At 71.1% G+C, this 20,672-nt stretch carries 24 protein-coding genes and 4 tRNA genes; 8 read left to right on the forward strand and 20 right to left on the reverse strand.

Annotated elements, in window-relative coordinates; genetic code table 11:
* Window positions 1-238 precede the first annotated feature (238 nt).
* The 7 genes from rplL to ACIRNI_RS23880 form a co-directional block, all read right to left on the reverse strand.
* Entirely contained in the window at window positions 239-622 is a 384-nt protein-coding gene (gene rplL, locus ACIRNI_RS23850; protein ID WP_403554069.1) for a 50S ribosomal protein L7/L12, read from the reverse strand.
* A gap of 116 nt (window positions 623-738) precedes the next feature.
* Window positions 739-1,269: a 50S ribosomal protein L10 gene (rplJ, locus tag ACIRNI_RS23855; RefSeq protein WP_355366718.1), complete on the reverse strand. Its 531-nt coding sequence runs from the start codon at window positions 1,267-1,269 to the stop codon at window positions 739-741.
* Window positions 1,270-1,657: 388 nt separating this feature from the next.
* Window positions 1,658-2,380 carry a 50S ribosomal protein L1 gene (gene rplA / locus ACIRNI_RS23860; protein ID WP_355366715.1) on the reverse strand — a complete coding sequence of 241 codons (723 nt, stop codon included), beginning with the start codon at window positions 2,378-2,380 and terminating at the stop codon, window positions 1,658-1,660.
* Window positions 2,381-2,484: 104 nt separating this feature from the next.
* Entirely contained in the window at window positions 2,485-2,919 is a 435-nt protein-coding gene (gene rplK / locus ACIRNI_RS23865; RefSeq protein ID WP_003956479.1) for a 50S ribosomal protein L11, read from the reverse strand.
* A 159-nt stretch (window positions 2,920-3,078) separates the two neighbouring features.
* Window positions 3,079-3,966 (reverse strand): transcription termination/antitermination protein NusG, encoded by an 888-nt coding sequence (gene nusG / locus ACIRNI_RS23870; RefSeq protein WP_403554070.1) that lies wholly within the window; start codon window positions 3,964-3,966, stop codon window positions 3,079-3,081.
* A 77-nt stretch (window positions 3,967-4,043) separates the two neighbouring features.
* Window positions 4,044-4,322 carry a preprotein translocase subunit SecE gene (secE, locus tag ACIRNI_RS23875; protein ID WP_355366709.1) on the reverse strand — a complete coding sequence of 93 codons (279 nt, stop codon included), beginning with the start codon at window positions 4,320-4,322 and terminating at the stop codon, window positions 4,044-4,046.
* Window positions 4,323-4,424: 102 nt separating this feature from the next.
* A tRNA-Trp gene (locus ACIRNI_RS23880) sits at window positions 4,425-4,497 on the reverse strand.
* Window positions 4,498-4,724: 227 nt separating this feature from the next.
* Between ACIRNI_RS23880 and ACIRNI_RS23885 the strand changes: the two genes are divergently transcribed.
* Together ACIRNI_RS23885 and ACIRNI_RS23890 are read left to right on the forward strand one after the other, a co-directional pair.
* Window positions 4,725-5,951 carry a pyridoxal phosphate-dependent aminotransferase gene (locus ACIRNI_RS23885; protein WP_403554072.1) on the forward strand — a complete coding sequence of 409 codons (1,227 nt, stop codon included), beginning with the start codon at window positions 4,725-4,727 and terminating at the stop codon, window positions 5,949-5,951.
* 135 nt (window positions 5,952-6,086) lie between these two features.
* Entirely contained in the window at window positions 6,087-7,121 is a 1,035-nt protein-coding gene (locus ACIRNI_RS23890) for an adenosine deaminase (protein ID WP_403554074.1), read from the forward strand.
* A 31-nt stretch (window positions 7,122-7,152) separates the two neighbouring features.
* On the opposite strand, the gene ACIRNI_RS23895 is transcribed toward ACIRNI_RS23890, so the two are convergent.
* From ACIRNI_RS23895 to ACIRNI_RS23920, 6 genes are all read right to left on the reverse strand, one after another.
* Complete coding sequence (locus tag ACIRNI_RS23895; RefSeq protein WP_403554076.1) at window positions 7,153-8,247, reverse strand: UDP-N-acetylmuramate dehydrogenase; 1,095 nt, start codon at window positions 8,245-8,247, stop codon at window positions 7,153-7,155.
* Between the two features lie 42 nt (window positions 8,248-8,289).
* On the reverse strand, window positions 8,290-8,718 hold the full coding sequence (locus ACIRNI_RS23900; protein ID WP_403554078.1) for a MaoC family dehydratase: 429 nt from the start codon (window positions 8,716-8,718) through the stop codon (window positions 8,290-8,292).
* Window positions 8,719-8,725: 7 nt separating this feature from the next.
* Entirely contained in the window at window positions 8,726-9,178 is a 453-nt protein-coding gene (locus tag ACIRNI_RS23905) for a MaoC family dehydratase N-terminal domain-containing protein (protein ID WP_403554080.1), read from the reverse strand.
* A gap of 107 nt (window positions 9,179-9,285) precedes the next feature.
* Window positions 9,286-9,450, reverse strand: coding sequence for a 50S ribosomal protein L33 (rpmG, locus tag ACIRNI_RS23910; RefSeq protein ID WP_003948671.1), 165 nt, complete (start codon window positions 9,448-9,450; stop codon window positions 9,286-9,288).
* A 93-nt stretch (window positions 9,451-9,543) separates the two neighbouring features.
* Window positions 9,544-9,616, reverse strand: a tRNA-Met gene (locus tag ACIRNI_RS23915).
* A gap of 46 nt (window positions 9,617-9,662) precedes the next feature.
* Window positions 9,663-9,735, reverse strand: a tRNA-Thr gene (locus tag ACIRNI_RS23920).
* A gap of 250 nt (window positions 9,736-9,985) precedes the next feature.
* On the opposite strand from ACIRNI_RS23920, the gene ACIRNI_RS23925 reads away from it, so the two are divergent.
* Window positions 9,986-11,221, forward strand: a complete 1,236-nt coding sequence (locus ACIRNI_RS23925) for an amidohydrolase family protein (RefSeq protein ID WP_403554082.1) — start codon at window positions 9,986-9,988, stop codon at window positions 11,219-11,221.
* 34 nt (window positions 11,222-11,255) lie between these two features.
* On the forward strand, window positions 11,256-11,912 hold the full coding sequence (locus tag ACIRNI_RS23930; protein ID WP_403554084.1) for an SDR family oxidoreductase: 657 nt from the start codon (window positions 11,256-11,258) through the stop codon (window positions 11,910-11,912).
* 75 nt (window positions 11,913-11,987) lie between these two features.
* On the opposite strand, the gene ACIRNI_RS23935 is transcribed toward ACIRNI_RS23930, so the two are convergent.
* Window positions 11,988-12,069, reverse strand: a tRNA-Tyr gene (locus ACIRNI_RS23935).
* 172 nt (window positions 12,070-12,241) lie between these two features.
* Here ACIRNI_RS23935 and ACIRNI_RS23940 point away from each other — a divergent pair.
* From ACIRNI_RS23940 to ACIRNI_RS23950, 3 genes are all read left to right on the forward strand, one after another.
* Complete coding sequence (locus tag ACIRNI_RS23940; protein WP_355366684.1) at window positions 12,242-12,730, forward strand: YajQ family cyclic di-GMP-binding protein; 489 nt, start codon at window positions 12,242-12,244, stop codon at window positions 12,728-12,730.
* A gap of 140 nt (window positions 12,731-12,870) precedes the next feature.
* Window positions 12,871-13,377, forward strand: a complete 507-nt coding sequence (locus ACIRNI_RS23945) for a methylated-DNA--[protein]-cysteine S-methyltransferase (protein WP_403554086.1) — start codon at window positions 12,871-12,873, stop codon at window positions 13,375-13,377.
* Window positions 13,350-14,075 (forward strand): alpha-ketoglutarate-dependent dioxygenase AlkB family protein, encoded by a 726-nt coding sequence (locus ACIRNI_RS23950; RefSeq protein ID WP_403554088.1) that lies wholly within the window; start codon window positions 13,350-13,352, stop codon window positions 14,073-14,075. Before ACIRNI_RS23945 ends, ACIRNI_RS23950 begins: the two co-directional genes overlap by 28 nt.
* 11 nt (window positions 14,076-14,086) lie before the next feature.
* Here ACIRNI_RS23950 and ACIRNI_RS23955 read toward each other — a convergent pair whose 3' ends face one another.
* The gene (locus ACIRNI_RS23955; RefSeq protein ID WP_355366675.1) at window positions 14,087-14,356 is read right to left on the reverse strand and encodes a GlsB/YeaQ/YmgE family stress response membrane protein; all 270 of its coding nucleotides are present in this window, start codon (window positions 14,354-14,356) and stop codon (window positions 14,087-14,089) included.
* Between the two features lie 89 nt (window positions 14,357-14,445).
* Between ACIRNI_RS23955 and ACIRNI_RS23960 the strand changes: the two genes are divergently transcribed.
* Window positions 14,446-15,660 carry an APC family permease gene (locus ACIRNI_RS23960; protein WP_403554090.1) on the forward strand — a complete coding sequence of 405 codons (1,215 nt, stop codon included), beginning with the start codon at window positions 14,446-14,448 and terminating at the stop codon, window positions 15,658-15,660.
* 9 nt (window positions 15,661-15,669) lie between these two features.
* Here ACIRNI_RS23960 and ACIRNI_RS23965 read toward each other — a convergent pair whose 3' ends face one another.
* The 5 genes from ACIRNI_RS23965 to ACIRNI_RS23985 form a co-directional block, all read right to left on the reverse strand.
* On the reverse strand, window positions 15,670-16,062 hold the full coding sequence (locus ACIRNI_RS23965) for a YccF domain-containing protein (protein ID WP_403554092.1): 393 nt from the start codon (window positions 16,060-16,062) through the stop codon (window positions 15,670-15,672).
* Window positions 16,059-16,922, reverse strand: coding sequence for a zinc metalloprotease HtpX (gene htpX, locus ACIRNI_RS23970; protein ID WP_403554094.1), 864 nt, complete (start codon window positions 16,920-16,922; stop codon window positions 16,059-16,061). The genes ACIRNI_RS23965 and htpX overlap by 4 nt, the downstream gene beginning before the upstream one ends.
* A gap of 151 nt (window positions 16,923-17,073) precedes the next feature.
* Window positions 17,074-17,532, reverse strand: coding sequence for a large conductance mechanosensitive channel protein MscL (gene mscL, locus ACIRNI_RS23975; protein WP_403554095.1), 459 nt, complete (start codon window positions 17,530-17,532; stop codon window positions 17,074-17,076).
* Window positions 17,533-17,562: 30 nt separating this feature from the next.
* Window positions 17,563-19,095 carry an NADH-quinone oxidoreductase subunit N gene (locus tag ACIRNI_RS23980; RefSeq protein ID WP_403554097.1) on the reverse strand — a complete coding sequence of 511 codons (1,533 nt, stop codon included), beginning with the start codon at window positions 19,093-19,095 and terminating at the stop codon, window positions 17,563-17,565.
* A complete protein-coding gene (locus tag ACIRNI_RS23985; protein ID WP_403554099.1) occupies window positions 19,092-20,669 on the reverse strand; it encodes a NuoM family protein in 1,578 nt (525 codons plus the stop codon). The genes ACIRNI_RS23980 and ACIRNI_RS23985 overlap by 4 nt, the downstream gene beginning before the upstream one ends.
* Window positions 20,670-20,672: the final 3 nt, after the last annotated feature.

A 20,672-nucleotide genomic window follows, 5' to 3' on the forward strand; every position in this document is an offset into this window, starting at 1 on the left:
CGTCGATCCATGCCTCGGATGCGGATCGTTGTGACGACGCGTCCTGAGAATTGCGCGCGGCGTGCGGTTCGTCAAGGCCCCCGGGTGAGCGGGGCGCACGGCGAAGATCACCATACTCCGCGTGGGGCTCAGCGCAAGACAGGCGTCCCGAGCACGCCGAAGGGCGACCACCCGGTTGGGTGATCGCCCTTCGAAACGCCCCTGAGGGGCGTCAAGACGAGTCAGGAGACCCGCAAGGTCACTTGACCTCGACAGCCGCGCCGGCGGCCTTGAGGGACTCGGCAGCCTTGTCGGCCTGCTCCTTGTTGACCTTCTCGAGGACCGGCTTCGGGGTGCCGTCGACGAGGTCCTTGGCCTCCTTCAGACCCAGGGAGGTCAGCTCGCGCACGACCTTGATGACCTGGATCTTCTTGTCGCCGGCGCCGGTGAGGATGACGTCGAACTCGTCCTTCTCCTCGACCTCGGCGGCCGGGGCGCCCGGGGCGCCGGCGGCGGCAACGGCGACCGGAGCGGCGGCGGTGACGTCGAACTTCTCCTCGAACGCCGAGACGAACGCGGCGAGCTCGATGAGGGTCATGCCTTCGAACTGCTCGAGCAGCTCGTCCTGAGACAGCTTCGCCATGATGGCGGTCCTTCCACTAAATCGGCTGGTGCCGGGTGTACAAGTGAGGCGGGCGTACGTTGGGCCCGCTACGACCCGCGACGCGTCAGGCGGCGCGGATCAATGCGCGAGCCGAATTACTCGGCACCGCCCTGCTCGGCCTGCTTGGCACGGAGCGCGTCCACGGTGCGGACGAGCTTCGAGGGAAGCGCCTGGAAGAGCGCGGCAGCCTGGGACTGCTTGCCCTTCATGGCGCCCGCCAGCTTGGCGAGCAGAACCTCGCGGGACTCGAGGTCCGCGAGCTTCTTGATCTCATCGGCGGACAGCGCCTTGCCGTCAAGGACACCGCCCTTGATGATGAGGTTCGGGTTCTCCTTGGCGAAGTCACGAAGACCCTTCGCCGACTCCACCGGGTCACCGGTGACGAAGGCGACAGCCGTCGGGCCAGCGAAGAGCTGGTCCTCCAGCGTGATCCCGGCCTCACGGGCCGCAATCAGGGTGAGCGTGTTCTTCACCACGGCGTACTGGGCGTTCTCACCGAGCGAACGGCGCAGCTGCTTGAGCTGTGCCACGGTGAGACCGCGGTACTCGGTCAGCACAGCGGCGTTGGAGCTGCGGAACTTGTCCGTCAGCTCGGCAACCGCGGCAGCCTTGTCGGGCCTCGCCATGAGCCTCGGCCTCCTTCCGGGTGATTCGGACCGCATGGGCTGAAGGAAGGAGACTGGGCAAAACGAAACGCCCCGGCGCAGGCGCACGGGGCGTGACTCAACCGGCTGTGCTCCGTGAGGAGCGGCATCCGGGAGTACATCCACAGTCACCTGCGCGGGTCGTCCGCAGCTAGCGGATCCTTCGGCCACCGGACCCCTCGCGAGGGCACGGCAACGACCAGCGGTCTTTGGCTTCCTCGGAAGCGTACGCGAATGGTTCCCCGTCAAGCAAATCGGGCCGAACGGCTGACGGGCCCCTTCGCCTCCGGGCGCGAAAAAACCGGCCCCCACCGCTCCGGAGAGCGATGGGGGCCGGCTTCGTACGCGAGACCCGCGACAGCCGTCAGGATCAGACGGCGGCCGGGTCCTCCTCGACGAGGAGGTTGCGGGTGCGGTTCGGGTCCAGCGGGATGCCGGGGCCCATCGTGGTGCTCAGGGTCGCCTTCTTGATGTAGCGGCCCTTGGCGGCCGACGGCTTCAGACGGAGGATCTCGTCCAGCGCCGCGGCGTAGTTCTCGACCAGCTTGGTCTCGTCGAAGGAGACCTTGCCGATGATGAAGTGCAGGTTCGCGTGCTTGTCGACACGGAACTCGATCTTGCCGCCCTTGATGTCGGTGACGGCCTTGGCGACGTCCATCGTGACGGTGCCGGTCTTCGGGTTCGGCATCAGACCACGGGGGCCGAGGACGCGGCCGAGGCGGCCGACCTTGCCCATGAGGTCCGGGGTGGCGACGACGGCGTCGAAGTCCAGACGGCCCTTCGCGACCTCGTCGATCAGTTCGTCGGAGCCGACGATGTCGGCGCCCGCGGCCTCCGCGGCCGCAGCACGGTCACCGGTCGCGAAGACCAGGACCCGGGCGGTCTTACCGGTGCCGTGCGGAAGGTTCACGGTGCCACGGACCATCTGGTCCGCCTTGCGCGGGTCGACACCCAGGCGGAAGGCGACCTCGACGGTGCCGTCGAACTTGGTGGCGGCGGTGTCCTTGGCGAGACGGACGGCCTCGAGGGGGGCGTAGTTACGCTCCCGGTCGACCTTGGCGTCCGCGCCGCGGAGAGCCTTGCTGCGCTTCACTTCTTCTCCTGCGTAGTAACACCATGCGGCTGCGCCGCGTGGCAGGTGTGGAGTTGTGGTCGGGGCCAGCGCGGGCCCTCCCACAAAGGTCACAAGGGGGCTGATCAGCCCTCGACCGTGATGCCCATGGAACGGGCGGTGCCGGCGATGATCTTCTCGGCGGCGTCCAGGTCGTTGGCGTTCAGGTCGGGCATCTTGGTCGTGGCGATGTCACGGACCTGGTCGCGCGTGAGCTTGGCGACCTTGGTCTTGTGCGGCTCGCCGGAGCCCTTGTCCACACCCGCGGCCTTGAGGATCAGCTTGGCGGCCGGCGGAGTCTTGGTGACGAAGGTGAAGGAACGGTCCTCGTAGACCGTGATCTCCACCGGCACGACCATGCCACGCTGCGACTCGGTCGCGGCGTTGTAGGCCTTGCAGAACTCCATGATGTTGACGCCGTGCTGACCCAGCGCGGGGCCGACCGGCGGAGCCGGGTTGGCCGCGCCGGCCTGGATCTGGAGCTTGATAAGCCCCGTGACCTTCTTCTTCTTGGGAGGCATTGCTCTCTCCGGGTCCTAGTGAGAGTTTTCCAGCCACCGCCCGGATCATCCGGATGGAGGCATACCGCACCACGATAACGGGTATGGCAGTGCGGCCAAAAACCGAGCAGGTCAGAGCAGCTGCGACAGCTGATCTGACCTGACCGGAAACCTGTGGGGTTAGTTCTTCTGGATCTGGTCGAAGCTCAGCTCGACCGGGGTCTCGCGGCCGAAGATCTCGACGAGGCCCTTGACCTTCTTCGAGTCGGCGTTGATCTCGTTGATCGTGGCCTGGAGCGTGGCGAACGGGCCGTCGGTGACGGTGACCGAGTCGCCGACCTCGAAGTCCAGCACCTGGACCTCGACCTTGCGGGCCGGAGCCGGCTTGCCCTCGGCCTCGGCGGCCTCGCGGGCGGCCTTGGCCTCGGCCTCCGGGGCGAGCATCTTGACGATCTCGTCCAGGGTCAGCGGGTACGGGTCGTAGGCGTTGCCCACGAAGCCGGTGACACCGGGGGTGTTGCGGACGACGCCCCAGGACTCGTTCGTCAGGTCCATGCGGACGAGCACGTAGCCAGGCAGCTTGTTCTGCTTGACGTTCTTGCGCTCGCCGTTCTTGATCTGGACGATCTCTTCCTCGGGGACCTCAGCCTGGTAGATGAAGTCCTCGACGTTCAGCGAGACGGCACGCTGCTCCAGGTTCGCCTTCACGCGCTTCTCGTAGCCCGCGTAGGTGTGGATCACGTACCACTCGCCGGGCAGGCCGCGCAGCTCCTCGCGCAGGGCGGCGACCGGGTCGACGGGGGCCTCGGGCTCCTCGGCGGCCTCTTCGTCCTCGTCCGCGACGGCCTCGACGGCCTCGAGCTCGGACTCCTCGTCCGCGTCCTCGGCGGCCTCGACGTCGCCCTCGTCCTCGACGGCCTCGTCCGCGTCCTCGTCCTCGACGTGGAGCGCGGCCTCCTCGGCCGCCTCGCCGGCAGCGGCGTCCGCAGCTTCCGCCTGGTCCTCGTCGGCCGCCTCGACGACGTCGAGCTCGTCCTGGGCGGACTCGTTCAGGTTCGGGTCAGACACGGTGGCTGCTTCTTCCTGGATACAGATGGGGTGGAACATGCGAAAAGGGGCGCCGGGGTGGGCGCCCTCCGCGGGAATCAGCCGAAGACGTACTTGACTGCTTCCTGGAAGCCGAGGTCGATCACGGTCACGAGGCCGATCATGACGACGACGAAAATGATGACGACGGTGGTGTACGTCGACAGTTGGCTGCGCGTGGGCCAGACGACCTTGCGCAGCTCGGCGACGATCTGGCGGTAGAAGAGCGCGAGACGGCCCAGCGGGCCCTTCTTGCCGCGCTTGCCGCCCTTGCGGTTCTTCTTGGGCGCTTCGTCTTCGGCATCAGGCATGTCGATGGAGCCTACGGCGTCCGTCACGTCTCTCACCTGATTCCGGGTCGGCCGTGCCGCGCCCGGGTGGAGCCGCACGGCGGTGCAATGACATACATACCTGCGCACACATCCTGGCGGTGTGTGTAGCAGGGCCGGAGGGACTTGAACCCCCAACCGCCGGTTTTGGAGACCGGTGCTCTACCAATTGAGCTACGACCCTTTGTCGTTCTCCCCCAACCTACCGCATCCGTGGAAGTGGTCGGTGAGGGCCAACGAGCAGAGAGTGTACGTGGTCAGCGGCTCCGCGTCGAACAGATAGCCCCGGACACGGCCCGCCGGTCGCGGCGAAAGCCCCTGCGGAGGGGCCGCGGAAGGGCTGACGCACCGTTTGTCCGTACAGCGAAACCTGTGTACCGGGCCCCTCCGGGGTCTGGGACGATGGGCCGCATGAGCGCTGCAATCCCTCCCACCGAGCGCCGGGTCTCCGCCCGCATCGGCGCGATCTCCGAGTCCGCGACCCTCGCCGTCGACGCCAAGGCCAAGGCCCTGAAGGCCGCCGGTCGCCCGGTGATCGGCTTCGGCGCGGGTGAGCCCGACTTCCCGACGCCGGACTACATCGTCGAGGCCGCGATCGAGGCCTGCCGCAACCCGAAGTACCACCGCTACACGCCGGCCGGCGGCCTGCCCGAGCTGAAGGCCGCGATCGTCGCGAAGACGCTGCGCGACTCCGACTACGAGATCGACGCCTCCCAGGTCCTGGTGACCAACGGCGGCAAGCAGGCGATCTACGAGGCCTTCGCCGCGATCCTCGACCCGGGCGACGAGGTCATCGTCCCGGCGCCGTACTGGACGACGTACCCCGAGTCGATCCGGCTGGCGGGCGGTGTCCCGGTGGAGGTCGTCGCCGACGAGACCACCGGCTACCGGGTGTCGGTGGAGCAGCTGGAGGCGGCCCGTACGGAGCGGACCAAGGTTGTCCTGTTCGTCTCCCCGTCCAACCCGACCGGCGCCGTCTACAGCAAGGCCGACGCCGAGGCGATCGGCCGCTGGGCCGTCGAGCACGGCCTGTGGGTGCTGACGGACGAGATCTACGAGCACCTGGTGTACGGCGACGCCGCCTTCACCTCGCTGCCGGCGCTCCTGCCGGAGCTGCGGGACAAGTGCATCGTCGTCAACGGCGTGGCCAAGACGTACGCCATGACGGGCTGGCGCGTGGGGTGGATCATCGGCCCGAAGGACGTGGTGAAGGCGGCGACGAACCTCCAGTCGCACGCCACGTCGAACGTCTCCAACGTCGCGCAGGCCGCCGCCCTGGCCGCCGTCTCCGGCAGCCTGGACGCGGTCGCCGAGATGCGCGTCGCGTTCGACCGGCGCCGTCAGACGATCGTGCGGCTGCTCAACGAGATCGACGGCGTGGTCTGCCCGACGCCGGAGGGCGCGTTCTACGTGTACCCGTCGGTCAAGGGCCTGCTCGGCAAGGAGATCCGCGGCAAGCGCCCCGGAACGTCGGTGGAGCTGGCGGCGCTCATCCTGGACGAGGCCGAGGTCGCGGTCGTCCCGGGTGAGGCGTTCGGTACGCCGGGCTACCTGCGGCTGTCGTACGCGCTGGGCGACGAGGACCTGGTGGAAGGTGTCTCGCGGATGCAGAAGCTGCTGGCGGAGGCGCGCGACTAACACCGCCTACGGATTTTCGTAGGCGAAGGCGGGCTCCCTGTGGGAGCCCGCTTTTCCGTTCCCGCAAGCACCCGATCGGTGAAAGGAGCGAAAAGGGGGCTCCCGCGCGGTCGACCGGTTTGGCAGGATCCCCAGATGGAGCACGTTCTTCGAGATCTGCGGCTGCTGCCCAAGGCCCATCTGCACCTGCACTTCACCGGGTCGATGCGGCCCGCCACCCTGCTGGAGCTCGCCGACAAGTACGGCGTCCACCTGCCCGAGGCGCTGACCGGCGGGGAGCCCCCGAAGCTGCGGGCGACCGACGAGCGCGGGTGGTTCCGTTTCCAGCGGTTGTACGACCTCGCCCGGTCGTGCCTGCGCGAGCCGGAGGACATCCGGCGGCTGGTGCGCGAGGCCGCGGAGGAGGACGTCAGGGACGGATCCGGGTGGCTGGAGATCCAGGTGGACCCGACGTCGTACGCGCCGAGGCTGGGCGGGCTGATCCCGGCGCTGGAGATCATCCTGGACGCCGTGGAGAGCGCGTCGCGCGAGACCGGCCTCGGGATGCGCGTCGTCGTCGCCGCGAACCGCATGAAGCATCCGCTGGACGCCCGCACGCTGGCGCGGCTCGCCGTCCGGTACGCGGATCGCGGTGTGGTCGGGTTCGGGCTGTCGAACGACGAGCGGCGCGGTATGGCGCGCGAATTCGACCGGGCGTTCGCGATCGCGCGCGAGGGCGGGCTGCTGGCGGCGCCGCACGGCGGCGAGCTGACCGGCCCGGCGTCCGTACGGGACTGCCTGGACGACCTGGGGGCGCGGCGCGTCGGGCACGGGGTGCGGGCCGCGGAGGACCCGCGGCTGCTGCGGCGGCTGGCCGAGAAGGGCGTGGCCTGCGAGGTGTGCCCGGCGTCCAACGTGGCGCTGGGCGTCTACGAGAAGCCCGAGCACGTGCCGCTGCGGACGCTGTTCGAGGCGGGGGTGCCAATGGCGCTGGGGGCGGACGACCCGCTGCTGTTCGGCTCCCGGCTGGCGGCGCAGTACGAGATCGCGCGCGTGCACCACGGTTTCACCGACGAGGAGCTCGCCGAGCTGGCCCGCCAGTCGGTACGGGCCTCGGCGGCGCCGGAGGACGTCAGGGCGAAGCTACTGTCGGGCATCGACGACTGGCTGGCGGCCGCCCCGGGTGCGTGACGTGCTGCTGACCGGCCCGGGGCGGGGGGGGTCAGAGGCTGACGCCGACCGTCACCGGCTCGTTGACGAGCGTGATGCCGAAGGCGTCCCGTACGCCGGCGACGACCTCGCGGGCCAGCGCCAGGAGGTCCTCGGTGGTGGCCCCGCCGCGGTTGGTGAGGGCGAGGGTGTGCTTCGTGGAGATGCGGGCCGGGCCCGAGCCGTAGCCCTTGGTGAAGCCCGCCTTGTCGATCAGCCAGGCCGCCGAGGTCTTGACGCGGCCCTCCCCCGCCGGGAAGGCGGGCGGGGTGACGTCGGGGCCGAGGCGGTCGCGGACGCGGGTGAGGAACGTCTCGTACGCGGCCTCGTCGAGGATCGGGTTGGTGAAGAAGGACCCGGCCGACCAGGTGTCGTGGTCCTCGGGGTCCAGGACCATGCCCTTGCCCGCCCGCAGCTTGAGGACCGTCTCGCGCGCGACGGCGGCCGGGACGCGGTCGCCGGCCTCGACACCCAGGGCGCGCGCCGTCTCGGCGTACCGGATGGGGGCGCTCATGCCCTGCGCGTCCTCCAGCTGGAAGCGGACGCGCAGCACCACGAACCGGTCCGGGTGCGCCTTGAAGCGGCTGTGGCGGTACGAGAAGTCGCACGCGGCGTTCGGAAGGGTCACGGTCTCGCCGGCGCGGCGGTCGTACGCCACGACCTCGGTGATGGTGGCGGAGACCTCCTGGCCGTACGCCCCCACGTTCTGGATCGGCGTGGCACCCGCCGAGCCGGGGATGCCGGCGAGGCACTCGATGCCCGCGAGCCCGGCCTCGACCGTGCGCGCGACGGCGTCCGACCAGACCTCGCCGGCGGCGAGCTCCAGCCGCGTGCCGTCCAGGGAGAAGCCCTGCGTGGCGATGCGCAGGGCGGTGCCGTCGAAGCCCTTGTCGCCGATGACGAGGTTGGAGCCGCCGCCGATGATCAGCAGCGGCGTCCCGGCGGCGTCCGCGTCGCGCACGGCGGCGACGACCTCGGCGTCGGTCGTGGCCGTGACGAGACGGGTGGCGGGCCCGCCGAGCCGGAAGGTGGTCAGCGGGGCGAGGGGGGCGTCGTGGAGTTCCTGCACGGCCCCAAGACTACGGGTGGGGACCGACCGCGAGGCCACCTCGCCCCCCTCGGTGCCCCCGGGGGCGGCCGGGCGCGGGCCTCAGGCCAGCCGCACCACGGCGCGCGACATGCCGAGGACCTTCTGGCCCGCGCTCATCGCGGTGAGGTCGACCCGCACCCGGTTGTCGTCCAGCTTCGCGGCCACCTTCGCCGTGACGTCGATCACGGCGCCCTGGTCGTCGTTGGGGACGACGACCGGCTTCGTGAAGCGCACGCCGTACTCGACCACCGCGGCCGGGTCGCCGGCCCAGTCCGTGACCACCCGGATCGCCGCCGCCATGGTGAACATGCCATGCGCGATGACGTCCGGCAGGCCGACCTCCTTGGCGAACTTCTCGTTCCAGTGGATCGGGTTGAAGTCCCCGGAGGCGCCCGCGTACCGCACCAGCGTGGCGCGCGTCACGGGGAAGCTCTGCGCCGGGAGCTCGGTGCCGACCTCGACCTCGTCGTATGCGATCTTCGCCGTCATCGTCGCCTCACGCCTCCTCGGCGGCCCGCGCCACCAGCTTGATCCACGCCGTCACGACGTGCTCGCCGGCCTCGTCGTGCACCTCGCCCCGGACGTCCATGATGTCGTTGCCCGCGAGCGACTTGATGGCCTCGATGGTCGAGGTGACCGAGAGCCGGTCCCCCGCGCGTACCGGACGGCTGTAGGCGAACTTCTGGTCGCCGTGGACCACCCGGCTGTAGTCGAGGCCCAGCTGCGGGTCCTCGATGATCTGTCCGGCCGCCTTGAACGTGATGGCGAACACAAAAGTCGGCGGGGCGATCACCTCGGGGTGGCCCAGCGCCTTGGCAGCCTCCGTATCGACGTAAGCCGGATTCGCGTCGCCGATCGCCTCGGCGAATTCGCGGATCTTTTCCCGGCCGACCTCGTACGGCGCGGTGGGCGGATAGGTCCGCCCCACGAAGGACTGGTCGAGCGCCATGGGCTGGCTACCTCCTGCTGATGCTCCTGCCGACTGTGGCAATGATCGTGGTGACAAACGACGCGAGGCCGCCCCCAGGTGGGGACGGCCTCGTGTACGAGCCTGATTCAGCGCGTTTCGCGGTGCGCGGTGTGCGCGTTGCAGCGCGGGCAGTGCTTCTTCATCTCAAGACGGTCCGGGTTGTTACGCCGGTTCTTCTTGGTGATGTAGTTCCGCTCCTTGCACTCCACGCAGGCCAGCGTGATCTTCGGGCGGACGTCGGTGGCAGCCACGTGAGTGCTCCTATGACGGACGGATGGACGGGTGAACGCAAGAAAGAGTAGCCGATCGAAGGACCGACCCTACAATCGGCTACTTTGTGTAAGTAGCGGTGACCGGACTTGAACCGGTGACACAGCGATTATGAGCCGCTTGCTCTACCGACTGAGCTACACCGCTGTGATGCTGGATCCCCTCGCCCGAAGGCGAGGATCACCGACACCAGAGCCCCAATACGGAATCGAACCGTAGACCTTCTCCTTACCATGGAGACGCTCTGCCGACTGAGCTATTGGGGCGAGCGATGAAGACATTACACGGTCGGCCGCCGTTCGCCCAAATCCGATTCCGGGCGGCGCGACGCCTGCCGACTCCCCCACCCCGTAGGCCACTCGCGCCCCACGCCGGTACGACTATTGCGCTCCTCCTCGAAGCCCCGCGGAAGGGCCCCTAGGCTCGCCTCACGCTGCGTGATCTTGCGCGTACCCGCGCCCTGACGACCGATGTCCGGGTCGCGCCCGAGCCCCCGCCAGGAGCCAGAGGAGCCAGATGTCCTCCGACAGCCAGCAGCCGCACCCGCCCGAGGGCGCCACCGCCGACACCACCACGCTGCTGCTGTGCGGCGCCCGCCTCACCGACGGCCGGACCGTCGACGTACGGCTCGCCGGCGGGCGTATCGAGGCCGTCGGCACGGCGGGCAGCCTGCCCGCCGCCGGCACCGCCCGGGTCGACCTCGGCGGCTACGTGCTGCTGCCCGCCGCCGCCGAGCCGCACGCCCACGCCGACACCGCCCTGAGCGCCGACTCCCCCGGACCCGTGTCGTACGCCACCGAGGACGTCCAGCGCCGTGCCACCGAGGCCGCGCTGCTCCAGCTCGGCCACGGCGCGACCGCCGTGCGGGCCCACGTCCGGATCGGCGACGTGCAGGGCCTCGGACCGCTGGAGGCGGTCCTCCAGGCACGCCGCTCGCTGCGCGGGCTGGCCGACCTGACGGCGGTGGCCGTGCCGCGGCTGCTGACCGGCGTGGCGGGCGCGGACGGCCTGGCGATGCTGCGCGACGCGGTGAAGATGGGCGCCTCCGTCGTCGGGGGCTGCCCGGACCTGGACCCGGATCCCATCGGGTACGCGGAGGCGGTGCTGGAGGTGGCGGCCGAGCACGGCTGCCCGGTGGACCTGCACACCGACGGCGACGATCCGGCACGCCTGGCGCGGCTGGCCGCGCTGGCCGGCGGGCTGCGGCCCGGGGTCACCATCGGCCCCTGCGGGGCCCTGGGGCGGCTGCCACGGGACGCGGCGGCCCGGGCGGCCGACCGGCTCGCGGCGGCGGGCGTGACGGTCGTGTGCCTGCCGCAGGGCGGCTGCGCGGGGACGGAGGTGCGCGGCGCCGCGCCCGTACGGCTGCTGCGGGCGGCGGGGGTGCGGCTGGCGGCGGGAAGCGGGGCGCTGCGGGACGTGGCCAATCCGGTGGGGCGGGGCGATCCGCTGGAGGCGGCGTACCTGCTGGCCTCGCAGGGCGGGCTGGCGGCGGCCGAGGCGTACGCGGCGGTGAGCGGGGCCGCGCGGGAGGCGATGGGGCTGCCGGCCGTGCGCGTGGAGGCGGGTTTTCCGGCGGAGCTGCTGGCGGTGCGCGGGGAGCGGCTGTCGGGGGTGCTGTCGCTGGCGTACAGCCGGATCGTGGTGCACCGGGGGCGGGTGGTGGCGCGGACGAGCGCGGTGCGGGAGTACTGCGACTCGGCGGCGGCGCTCGAACTGCCGCGCCAGGGACGGCCGGACGCCCGTCCCTGAGCGCTTTCGGCTCCGGGGTCGTACGGTCGAGAGCATGCGCATTGTCATCGCTGGAGGACACGGTCAGATCGCCCTGCGGCTGGAGCGGCTGCTCTCGGCCGGCGGGCACGAGGCGGCGGGGATCATCCGCGACCCGGAACAGGCGGACGCGCTGCGCGAGGCGGGCGCCGAACCGGTCGTCCTGGACCTGGAGTCGGCGTCGGCCGACGAGGTCGGGGAGGTGCTGCGCGGCGCGGACGCGGCGGTCTTCGCGGCCGGCGCCGGGCCGGGCAGCGGCGTCGCACGCAAGGACACCGTGGACCGGGGCGCGGCGGAGCTCTTCGCGGACGCGGCGGAACGGGCGGGGGTACGGCGGTTCCTGATGGTCTCGTCGATGGGCGCGGACGCGCGGCGGCAGGGCGACGAGGTCTTCGACGCGTACCTGCGGGCGAAGGGCGCGGCGGACGACTACGTGCGGTCGCGCAGCGGGCTGGACTGGACGATCCTCAAGCCCGGCATGCTGACGAACGACGCCGGTACGGGGCTCGTCCGGCTGGAGGCGTCCACCGGGCGCGGGCCGGTGCCGCGCGACGACGTGGCGGCGGTGCTGGCAGAGCTGGTGGAGACCCCGGCGACGGCGGGGCTGACGCTGGAGCTGGTGAGCGGGTCGGTGCCGGTGGCGGTCGCCGTCAAGGCGATCGCGGGCGAGTGAGGGGCGTGGAAGCGGCGGCGTGCGAAAAACCCCCGTTGAACTGCGGTTACGCAGTTCAACGGGGGTTTCATCGCGTGGCGGCGCCAGGATTCGAACCTGGGTAGGCTAAGCCGACGGATTTACAGTCCGCTCCCATTGGCCACTCGGGCACACCGCCATGGGATGTCGCTGTGGAGAGGTCCGCCTTTCGGCGGTGCTCCGTGGCAACGACGTAAACAATACCTGATGCCAGGGGGTGCTGAGCCACCGGTTTGATCAGCAGGTGGGGCGGGTGTGGGTGACTAGGCTTTGAGGCACTGACACGCACCCGACCCAAGGAGCCACAGGACATGGCCGACTCCAGTTTCGACATCGTCTCGAAGGTCGATCGGCAGGAGGTCGACAACGCTCTCAACCAGGCGGCGAAGGAGATCTCCCAGCGCTACGACTTCAAGAACGTCGGAGCCTCCATCTCCTGGTCCGGCGACAAGATCCTGATGCAGGCGAACTCGGAGGAGCGGGTCAACGCCATCCTCGACGTCTTCCAGTCCAAGCTGATCAAGCGGGGCATCTCGCTGAAGGCGCTGGACGCCGGTGAGCCGCAGCTGTCCGGCAAGGAGTACAAGATCTTCGCGTCGATCCAGGAGGGCATCTCCCAGGAGAACGCCAAGAAGGTGGCGAAGATCATCCGTGACGAGGGCCCCAAGGGCGTCAAGGCGCAGGTGCAGGGCGAGGAGCTGCGGGTCAGCTCGAAGAGCCGTGACGACCTGCAGGCCGTGATCGCCCTGCTCAAGCAGCAGGACTTCGACTTCGCGCTGCAGTTCGTGAACTACCGCTGAGCCGCTGCCGGGGCCGCCGCTGAGACCGCCCGAGGCCTGGCCTTCGTGTCCGATTTCCGCCAGCGGTCGGCGCGGGCCCGGGCCCAGACTGGCGGTCGGGCCTCGTAAGGGGCCGAGCGCGAGGAAGGGAAGACCGAGCCATGACGGTGTACGCGTACGTCGACGGGCCGCTCGGCGCGATGCTGCTGGTCGGCGAGGAGTCCGCCCCGGACGGGGCCGGCACCGCGCTGGTCTCGCTCTCGCTGCCGGAGCACAAGGGCGGCGCGGTCGTCCAGGACGGGTGGCGACACGCGCCGGAGGCGTTCGAGGGCATCGCCGCGCAGCTCGCGGCGTACTTCGCGGGCCGGCTGACGCGCTTCGACATCCCGTACGCCGACGGGGCCGGCACGGCCTTCCAGCGGCGGGTGTGGCGGGCGCTGGAGGACATCCCGTACGGCGAGACCGCGACGTACGGGCAGATCGCCGCACGGGTCGGCTCGCCGGGGGCGGGAGTGCGGGCCGTGGGGACCGCGATCGGGCGCAACCCGCTGCTGGTGGTACGCCCGTGCCACCGGGTCATCGGCGCGGACGGGGCGCTGCGCGGGTACGCGGCCGGGCTGGAGCGCAAGGAGCGGCTGCTGTGCCTGGAAGGCGTGCGGGCGCGGTGACGGGCGGGGCCGACGGCCCGTTTCACGACGGCCTGTTTCCGCTGCGGCGCGAGCGGACGGAGGTCGCGCCGGGCGCGGTGCACGTGCCGGGGTGGCTGTCGGCGCGGCGGCAGCGGCAGCTCGTCGAGGCGTGCCGGGGGTGGGCGCGCGGGCCCGTACCGATGCGCCAGACGGTGCTGCCGGGCGGTGGCGTGATGTCCGTCCACACCGTGTGCGTGGGCTGGCACTGGCAGCCGTACCGCTACAGCCGCACCGCCGACGACGTGAACGGCGCCCGCGTGGCGGAGTTCCCCGACTGGCTGGCGGAGTTGGGGCGGGCGGCGCTCGTGGCGGCGTACGGGGATGAAGGCGGGGGTGAAGTCGGGGTCGGCGGCTACGCCCCGGACACCGCGCTGGTCAACTTCTACGAGCGCGGGGCCCGGATGGGCATGCACCGGGACCGGGAGGAGCGGTCCGGCGCTCCGGTGGTGTCGCTGAGCATCGGGGACCGTTGCGTCTTCCGGTTCGGGAACACCGAAACGCGCGGACGGCCCTACACGGACGTGGAGCTGGCGTCGGGCGATCTGTTCGTCTTCGGCGGGCCGTCGCGGTTCGCGTACCACGGCGTGCCGAAGGTGTACCCGGACACGGCCGACCCGGGGACGGGGCTCGCCTCGGGACGGCTGAACATCACGCTGCGGGAGACCGGTCTCTCCTGAGGGCGCGGCGCTCAGCGGGAGCGGGAGTGGCCGAACAGGATCCGGTAGGCGATCAGCAGCACCAGCGAGCCGCCGATGGCCGCCGCCCAGGTGGCCCCGTCGTAGAACTCGTTGGTGATCGGCCGGTCCAGGAGGCGGGCCGACAGCCAGCCGCCGACGAAGGCGCCCGCGACGCCGATGACGGTGGTGCCGATCAGGCCGCCGGGGTCGCGGCCCGGGAGCAGGATCTTGGCGATGACTCCGGCCAGCAGCCCGAGGACGATCCAGCTGAGGAAGCTCATGCCGGGAACCCGCCTTTCATACGGTGTTGCCCTGAAGGACGCCGCGGGGCCCCGGCGTGGTTGCGGGCGGCGTCAGTAGGGTGCGGCACATGACACGGGAGTTGCGGCGGTCGCTGGGCGTCTTCGACGCGGTCGTCATCGGGTTGGGCTCCATGGTCGGCGCCGGCATCTTCGCGGCGCTGGCACCGGCGGCCGGAGCGGCCGGCAGCGGGCTGCTCGCCGGGCTCGCGCTGGCCGCGGGCGTGGCGTACTGCAACGCCATGGCGTCGGCGCGCCTCGCCGCCCGCTATCCGGCGTCGGGTGGCACCTATGTGTACGGTCGCGAACGGCTCGGTCCTTTCTGGGGGTTCCTGGCGGGCTGGGCCTTCGTCGTGGGCAAGTCCGCGTCGTGCGCGGCGATGGCGCTGACGGTCGGCGCGTACGTGTGGCCGGGTCAGGCGCACGCGGTCGCGGTCGCGGCGGTGGTGGCGCTGACCGCCGTGAACTACGGGGGCGTGCAGAAGTCGGCGTGGGTGACGCGCGCGATCGTGGCTGTGGTGCTGGCGGTCCTGGCCGCGGTGGCGGTCTCCTCTCTCGGGTCGGGGGCTGCGGACTTCGGACGGCTGGAGCTGGGGAGCGACGCGACGCTGGGAGGTGTGCTCCAGGCCGCGGGATTGCTGTTCTTCGCTTTCGCGGGGTACGCGCGGATCGCCACCCTCGGCGAGGAGGTCAGGGATCCGGCGCGGACCATCCCGCGGGCGGTCCCCCTCGCTCTCGGCATCGCGCTCGTGGTGTACGTGGGCGTGGCGGTCTCCGTCCTGTCGGTGCTGGGCACGCGGGAGCTCGCCCAGTCGGCGGCTCCGCTCGCGGACGCGGCGCGGGCGGCGGGCCACGGCTGGCTGGTCCCGGTGGTGCGGGTCGGCGCGGCGGTGGCCGCGCTCGGTTCGCTGCTGGCGCTGATCCTCGGCGTCTCCCGGACGACGCTGGCGATGGCCCGCGACGGCCACCTGCCGCGCGCCCTCGCCGCCGTCCACCCCCGCTTCCAGGTGCCGCACCACGCGGAGCTGGCGGTGGGCGCGCTCGTCGCGGTGGTGGCGGCCACGGCGGACCTGCGCGGGGCGATCGGCTTCTCGTCGTTCGGGGTGCTGGCCTATTACGCGATCGCCAACGCCTCGGCGTGGACCCTCGGTACCGGCCGCGCCCTGGCGGCGGCGGGCCTGGCGGGGTGCGCGCTGCTGGCGTTCGCCCTGCCGGTGTCGTCCGTACTCGCGGGCGCGGCGGTACTGGCGGCGGGCGCGGTGACCTACGCGGTGCGGCGCGGCTAGGGGGCGGCGTCAGCGGGCCGCGAACGGCCGGTCCGTCGGAACGATCTCCTTGCCGAGCGGCAGCAGCGAGACCGGGATCAGCTTGAAGTTGGCGATGCCGAGCGGGATCCCGATGATCGTGACGCACAGGGCGATGCCCGTGACGATGTGGCCGATCGCCAGCCACCAGCCCGCCAGCACCAGCCACAGCACGTTCCCGACGCAGGACGCCGCGCCCGCGTCGCGGCGGTCCACCACCGTCTGGCCGAAGGGCCACAAGGCGTACAGGCCGATGCGGAACGCGGCGACGCCGAAGGGGATGCCGATGACGGTGATGCAGAGCAGTAGGCCGGCCGCGAGGTAGCCGAGGAACAGCCAGAAGCCGCTCAGGACCAGCCATACGAGGTTGAGGATCGTCTTCACGGGCGGCGACCTGCCATCTCTTCGAGCCGGGCAATACGTTCCGCCATCGGCGGGTGGGTGGAGAACATCCGCGCGACCCCCTGGCCCGGCCGGAACGGGTTGGCGATCATCATGTGGCTGGCGGTCTCGATCCTGGGCTCCGGCGGCAGCGGGAGCCGCTTGGCGCCCGCCTCCAGCTTCCGCAGGGCGCTGGCCAGGGCCAGCGGGTCGCCGGTCAGCTGGGCGCCCGAGGCGTCCGCCTCGTACTCCCGCGAGCGGCTGATGGCGAGTTGGATGACCGCCGCGGCGAGCGGGCCGAGCAGCATGATCAGGAGCATGCCGAGCAGGCCGGGGCCTTCGTCGTCGTCCGAGCGGCCGATCGGGATCAGCCAGGCGAAGTTCACCAGGAACATGATCACCGAGGCGAGGGCGCCGGCCACGGACGAGATCAGGATGTCGCGGTTGTAGACGTGGCTGAGCTCATGGCCGATCACGCCGCGCAGCTCGCGCTCGTCGAGGATCTGGAGGATGCCCTCGGTGCAGCAGACCGCGGCGTTGCGGGGGTTGCGGCCGGTGGCGAAGGCGTTCGGGGCCATGGTCGGAGAGATGTAGAGCCGCGGCATCGGCTGGCGGGCCTGCGTCGACAGGTCGCGGACCATCCGGTACAGCTGCGGCGCCTGGAACTCGCTCACCGGTCGCGCCCGCATGGCGCGCAGCGCCAGTTTGTCGCTGTTCCAGTACGCGTACCCGTTGGTGGCGAGCGCCACGACCAACCCGACGATCAGACCCGTACGCCCGAAGAGGCTGCCGATGAGGATGATGAGTGCGGACAGTCCCCCGAGGAGTACGGCGGTCTTCAGCCCGTTGTGCCGGCGGTGCACGGTACGCCCTCCAAGTGGTGCGGCAGGGGAACCCTTGCTGGTGCTGGTCCTCGTCCACTGTCCAGTGGACCCTCCCGTACTGGTCAACGCCAGGCGGGAGTGGCGGGTTCCCTTGCGCGCGGGGGGCGGTGCGCTCGGCCGTCCGGGTGACTCAGCGCGGAGCCGGCATCAGCCCGGCCTTGGCGAGCGCCTCGGGCAGCGGCTCGACCTCGCTGGTGCAGTGGCGGCAGCGGCTGGCGACGGCGGGGATCTCGGAGTAGCAGCGGGGGCAGTCGCGCAGGGCCGCCTTGATGTCGAAGGGCTCGTCCCGCTTGAAGCGGCTCTGGATCTTCATCATCGGGACCACGACAGCGAAGTACAGGACGGCCGCCGTGATCAGGAAGGCGAGGATCGCGCTGACGAAGAGGCCGTACGGGAACTTCGCGCCCTCCACCGTGAAGGTGGCCTTGCTGTAGTCGCCGATCGAGCCGGTGGCGAGGCCGATGAGCGGCACGATGAAGGCGTTGCTGAAGGCCGTCACGACCGCCGTGAAGGCGGCCCCGACGGCCAGACCGATCGCCATGGAGATGACGTTTCCGCGCAGGACGAAGTCCTTGAAACCGTTCAGCACGGTCGTGCTCCCGAAATGGTGGGGGGGGGATCAGAACAGGGTGCTCGCGGCGAAGCGCAGCACCAGCTGGGGGTAGCCGGACAGCAGGACGCCGGCGAAGGCCGTGAGGCCGATGGCGAGGGTGATCGGCGCCGGGGCGGCCGCGTGGGCCACCACCGCCTCCGCCTTCGTCCCGGCCTCGGGGGCGCGGAACAGCACCGCCGTCCACTGGAGGTAGTAGTAGAGGCCGATCACCACGTTGACGCCCATGACGACGGCGAGCCAGCCCAGGCCCGCGTCGACCACCGACTGGAACACGGTCACCTTGGCGAACAGGCCGATGATGCCGGGCGGCAGGCCCGCCAGGCACAGCAGGAAGAAGCCCATGGCGAGCGCGGTGACGGGCCGGGTCGCGTACAGGCCCCGGTAGTCGGAGATCCGGTTGAGCGGCCGCGTACGGGCCACCAGGGCGGCGACCGCGAAGGCGCCGAGGTTCACGACGGCGTACATCAGGGCGTACGAGACGGTGGCGCCGATCTGGTCGTTGCTGGAGTACGCGGCGGCCGCGATCGGCACCAGGAGGTAGCCGGCCTGCGCCACGGAGGACCAGGCCAGCAGCCGGACGGCGCTCCACGCGCGCGTGGAGACCTGCCGCAGGGCGGCGACGTTGCCGACGGTCATGGTCAGCGCGGCCAGCACGGACAGGGCCGGGCCCCAGACGTCGGCGTACGAGGGGAACGCGACGACGGTCACCAGGATGAGGCCGGTGAAGCCGACCGCCTTCCCGACGACGGAGAGGAACGCGGCGACGGGGAGCGGCGCGCCGACATAGGTGTCCGGCACCCAGAAGTGGAACGGCACGGCGGCCGTCTTGAAGGCGAAGCCGACGAGGGTGAGGGCGACGCCCGCCTTGGCGAGGGTGGCGAGCTGGGCCGGGGTGTCGTCGATGCCCTGGGCGATCTCCGTCAGGTGCAGCGTGCCGGTCGAGGCGTACACGAAGCTCACGCCGAGCAGGGACACGGCGGTCGCGGTGACGGAGGAGAGGAAGAACTTCAGCGCCGCCTCACCGGACATGCGGTCGCCGCGCTTGAGACCGACGAGCGCGAACGCGGGCAGCGAGGCGACCTCCAGGGCGACGATCAGGGTCGCCAGGTCGCGGGAGGCGGGCAGCAGGGCCGCTCCGGCGGCGGAGGACAGCAGCAGGAACCAGAACTCCCCGGCCGGGAGCTTCTCCTCGGTCTCCGTCAGCGACAGCAGGGCCGTCAGGAGGGCGCCGCCGAGCACCAGGAGCTGGATGACGAGGGTGAAGTGGTCGGCGGTGTAGCTGCACGCGTCCGGCTCGGTGGTGAGGCAGAAGGTGGAGCGGTCGCCCTTGCGCAGCGGCGCGAGGGCGACGAGGGCGGCGGCGAGACCGGCGATCGACAGCCAGCCGAGGAGGCGGCGGCGGTCCTTCGGTACGAAGAGGTCGGCGACGAGCACGGCCAGGCCGGTCACGGCGGCGATGGTGGGCGGCGCGATGGCCGCCCAGTCGACCGACTGGACAAGCTGGGCTGTGTTCGCGGTGCTCGCGGCTGCGGCGGTCACGACTTGCCTCCTGCGAGGAGCTTCTGCACGGCCGGGTCGGTGAGGCCGAGGAGGAGCGCGGGCCAGAGGCCGGCGAGGACGGTGAGGACGGCCAGCGGGGTCCAGGCGGCGAGCTCGTACGGCCGGACGTCGGCGATCGGCGGCCGGCCCTCGGCGGGCTGGGCGCCCATGCAGACGCGGCGTACGACGACGAGGAGGTACGCGGCGGTGAGCAGCGTGCCGAAGGCGCCGATGGCCATGAAGGTGAGGAAGGCGGGGCGGTTGAGGCCCGCGGCCGGCTGGAACGCGCCGAACAGCGCGAGCATCTCGCCCCAGAACCCGGCGAGGCCGGGCAGGCCGAGCGAGGCGACGGCGGCGAAGGCCAGCAGGCCGCCGAGGCGCGGCGCGCGGCCGTAGAGCGCGGCGCCGGTCTGCTGGGCCAGGGCGTCGAGGTCCGTGGTGCCGGTGCGGTCCTTGAGGGCGCCGACCAGGAAGAAGAGGAGGCCCGTGATGAGGCCGTGGGCGATGTTGGCGAAGAGCGCGCCGTTGACGCCGGTGGGCGTCATGGTGGCGATGCCGAGGAGCACGAAGCCCATGTGGCCGACGGAGGAGTACGCGATCAGGCGCTTGAGGTCGCCCTTGGCGCCGGAGCGGGCCAGGGCGAGGCAGGCGAGCGATCCGTAGATGACGCCGGCGACGGCGAAGGCCGCGAGGTACGGGGCGAGGACGTGCATGCCGTCGGGCGTGATCGGCAGGACGATCCGGACGAACCCGTACGTACCCATCTTCAGCAGGACACCCGCGAGGAGCACCGAGCCGACGGTCGGAGCGGCGGTGTGGGCGTCCGGCAGCCAGCTGTGCAGCGGCCACATCGGGGTCTTCACCGCGAGGCCCAAGCCGATCGCCAGAACGGCGATGACCTGCACGGACGTGGTGATGTCACGGCCGTTGTCAGTGGCGAGTGCCACCATGTCGAACGTGCCCGCCTTCAGCCCGACGAGGAGCAGGCCGAGCAGCATGACGACCGAACCGAGCAGCGTGTAGAGGATGAACCGCCAGGCGGCCTGGCGCCGGCCCTCGCCGCCCCAGCGGGCGATGAGGAAGTACATCGGGATGAGGACCATCTCGAAGGCCAGGAAGAACAGCAGCAGGTCGAGGACGGCGAAGGTCGCGAGCGTGCCGGACTCGAGGACGAGCAGCAGGGCGACGAAGGCCTTCGGGGACGGGCCCGCGGGCATCTTGAAGTAGCTGTACAGCGCGCAGAGGAAGGTCAGCAGCGCGGTCAGGACGAGGAGGGGGAGCGAGATGCCGTCGGTACCGAGGTGGATCCGTACGTCGAGCGCGGGGATCCAGCTGATGTCCGTCGTGGCCTGCATCTTCGACGGCTGGTCGTGGTCGAAGCCCAGCATGAGGACGATCGCGGCGGCCAGGACCGCGCCGGTCACGGTCACGCCGTGGCGCAGTACGGCCTGGTCCGGGGACTTCCCCTTCAGCCCGGGCGGGGCGGGGAGGAGCGCCGCGGCCGCGCCGATGAGCGGACCGACGACGATGAACGCGAGAAGGAACTGCATCACGGATTCGCTGATATCGATCACGGC

Source organism: Streptomyces sp. NPDC093546 (assembly GCF_044765045.1).
In the GTDB taxonomy this organism is placed as follows: Bacteria; Actinomycetota; Actinomycetes; order Streptomycetales; family Streptomycetaceae; genus Streptomyces.

What these genes read in the sequence shown, in the direction of transcription:
- rplL (WP_403554069.1), bottom strand. Translation starts at nt 622, where the DNA reads ATGGCGAAGCTGTCTCAGGACGAGCTGCTCGAGCAGTTCGAAGGCATG.
- rplJ (WP_355366718.1), bottom strand. Translation starts at nt 1,269, where the DNA reads ATGGCGAGGCCCGACAAGGCTGCCGCGGTTGCCGAGCTGACGGACAAG.
- rplK (WP_003956479.1), bottom strand. Translation starts at nt 2,919, where the DNA reads ATGCCTCCCAAGAAGAAGAAGGTCACGGGGCTTATCAAGCTCCAGATC.
- ACIRNI_RS23885 (WP_403554072.1), top strand. Translation starts at nt 4,725, where the DNA reads ATGAGCGCTGCAATCCCTCCCACCGAGCGCCGGGTCTCCGCCCGCATC.
- ACIRNI_RS23890 (WP_403554074.1), top strand. Translation starts at nt 6,087, where the DNA reads ATGGAGCACGTTCTTCGAGATCTGCGGCTGCTGCCCAAGGCCCATCTG.
- ACIRNI_RS23900 (WP_403554078.1), bottom strand. Translation starts at nt 8,718, where the DNA reads ATGACGGCGAAGATCGCATACGACGAGGTCGAGGTCGGCACCGAGCTC.
- ACIRNI_RS23905 (WP_403554080.1), bottom strand. Translation starts at nt 9,178, where the DNA reads ATGGCGCTCGACCAGTCCTTCGTGGGGCGGACCTATCCGCCCACCGCG.
- ACIRNI_RS23925 (WP_403554082.1), top strand. Translation starts at nt 9,986, where the DNA reads ATGTCCTCCGACAGCCAGCAGCCGCACCCGCCCGAGGGCGCCACCGCC.
- ACIRNI_RS23930 (WP_403554084.1), top strand. Translation starts at nt 11,256, where the DNA reads ATGCGCATTGTCATCGCTGGAGGACACGGTCAGATCGCCCTGCGGCTG.
- ACIRNI_RS23940 (WP_355366684.1), top strand. Translation starts at nt 12,242, where the DNA reads ATGGCCGACTCCAGTTTCGACATCGTCTCGAAGGTCGATCGGCAGGAG.
- ACIRNI_RS23945 (WP_403554086.1), top strand. Translation starts at nt 12,871, where the DNA reads ATGACGGTGTACGCGTACGTCGACGGGCCGCTCGGCGCGATGCTGCTG.
- ACIRNI_RS23955 (WP_355366675.1), bottom strand. Translation starts at nt 14,356, where the DNA reads ATGAGCTTCCTCAGCTGGATCGTCCTCGGGCTGCTGGCCGGAGTCATC.
- ACIRNI_RS23960 (WP_403554090.1), top strand. Translation starts at nt 14,446, where the DNA reads ATGACACGGGAGTTGCGGCGGTCGCTGGGCGTCTTCGACGCGGTCGTC.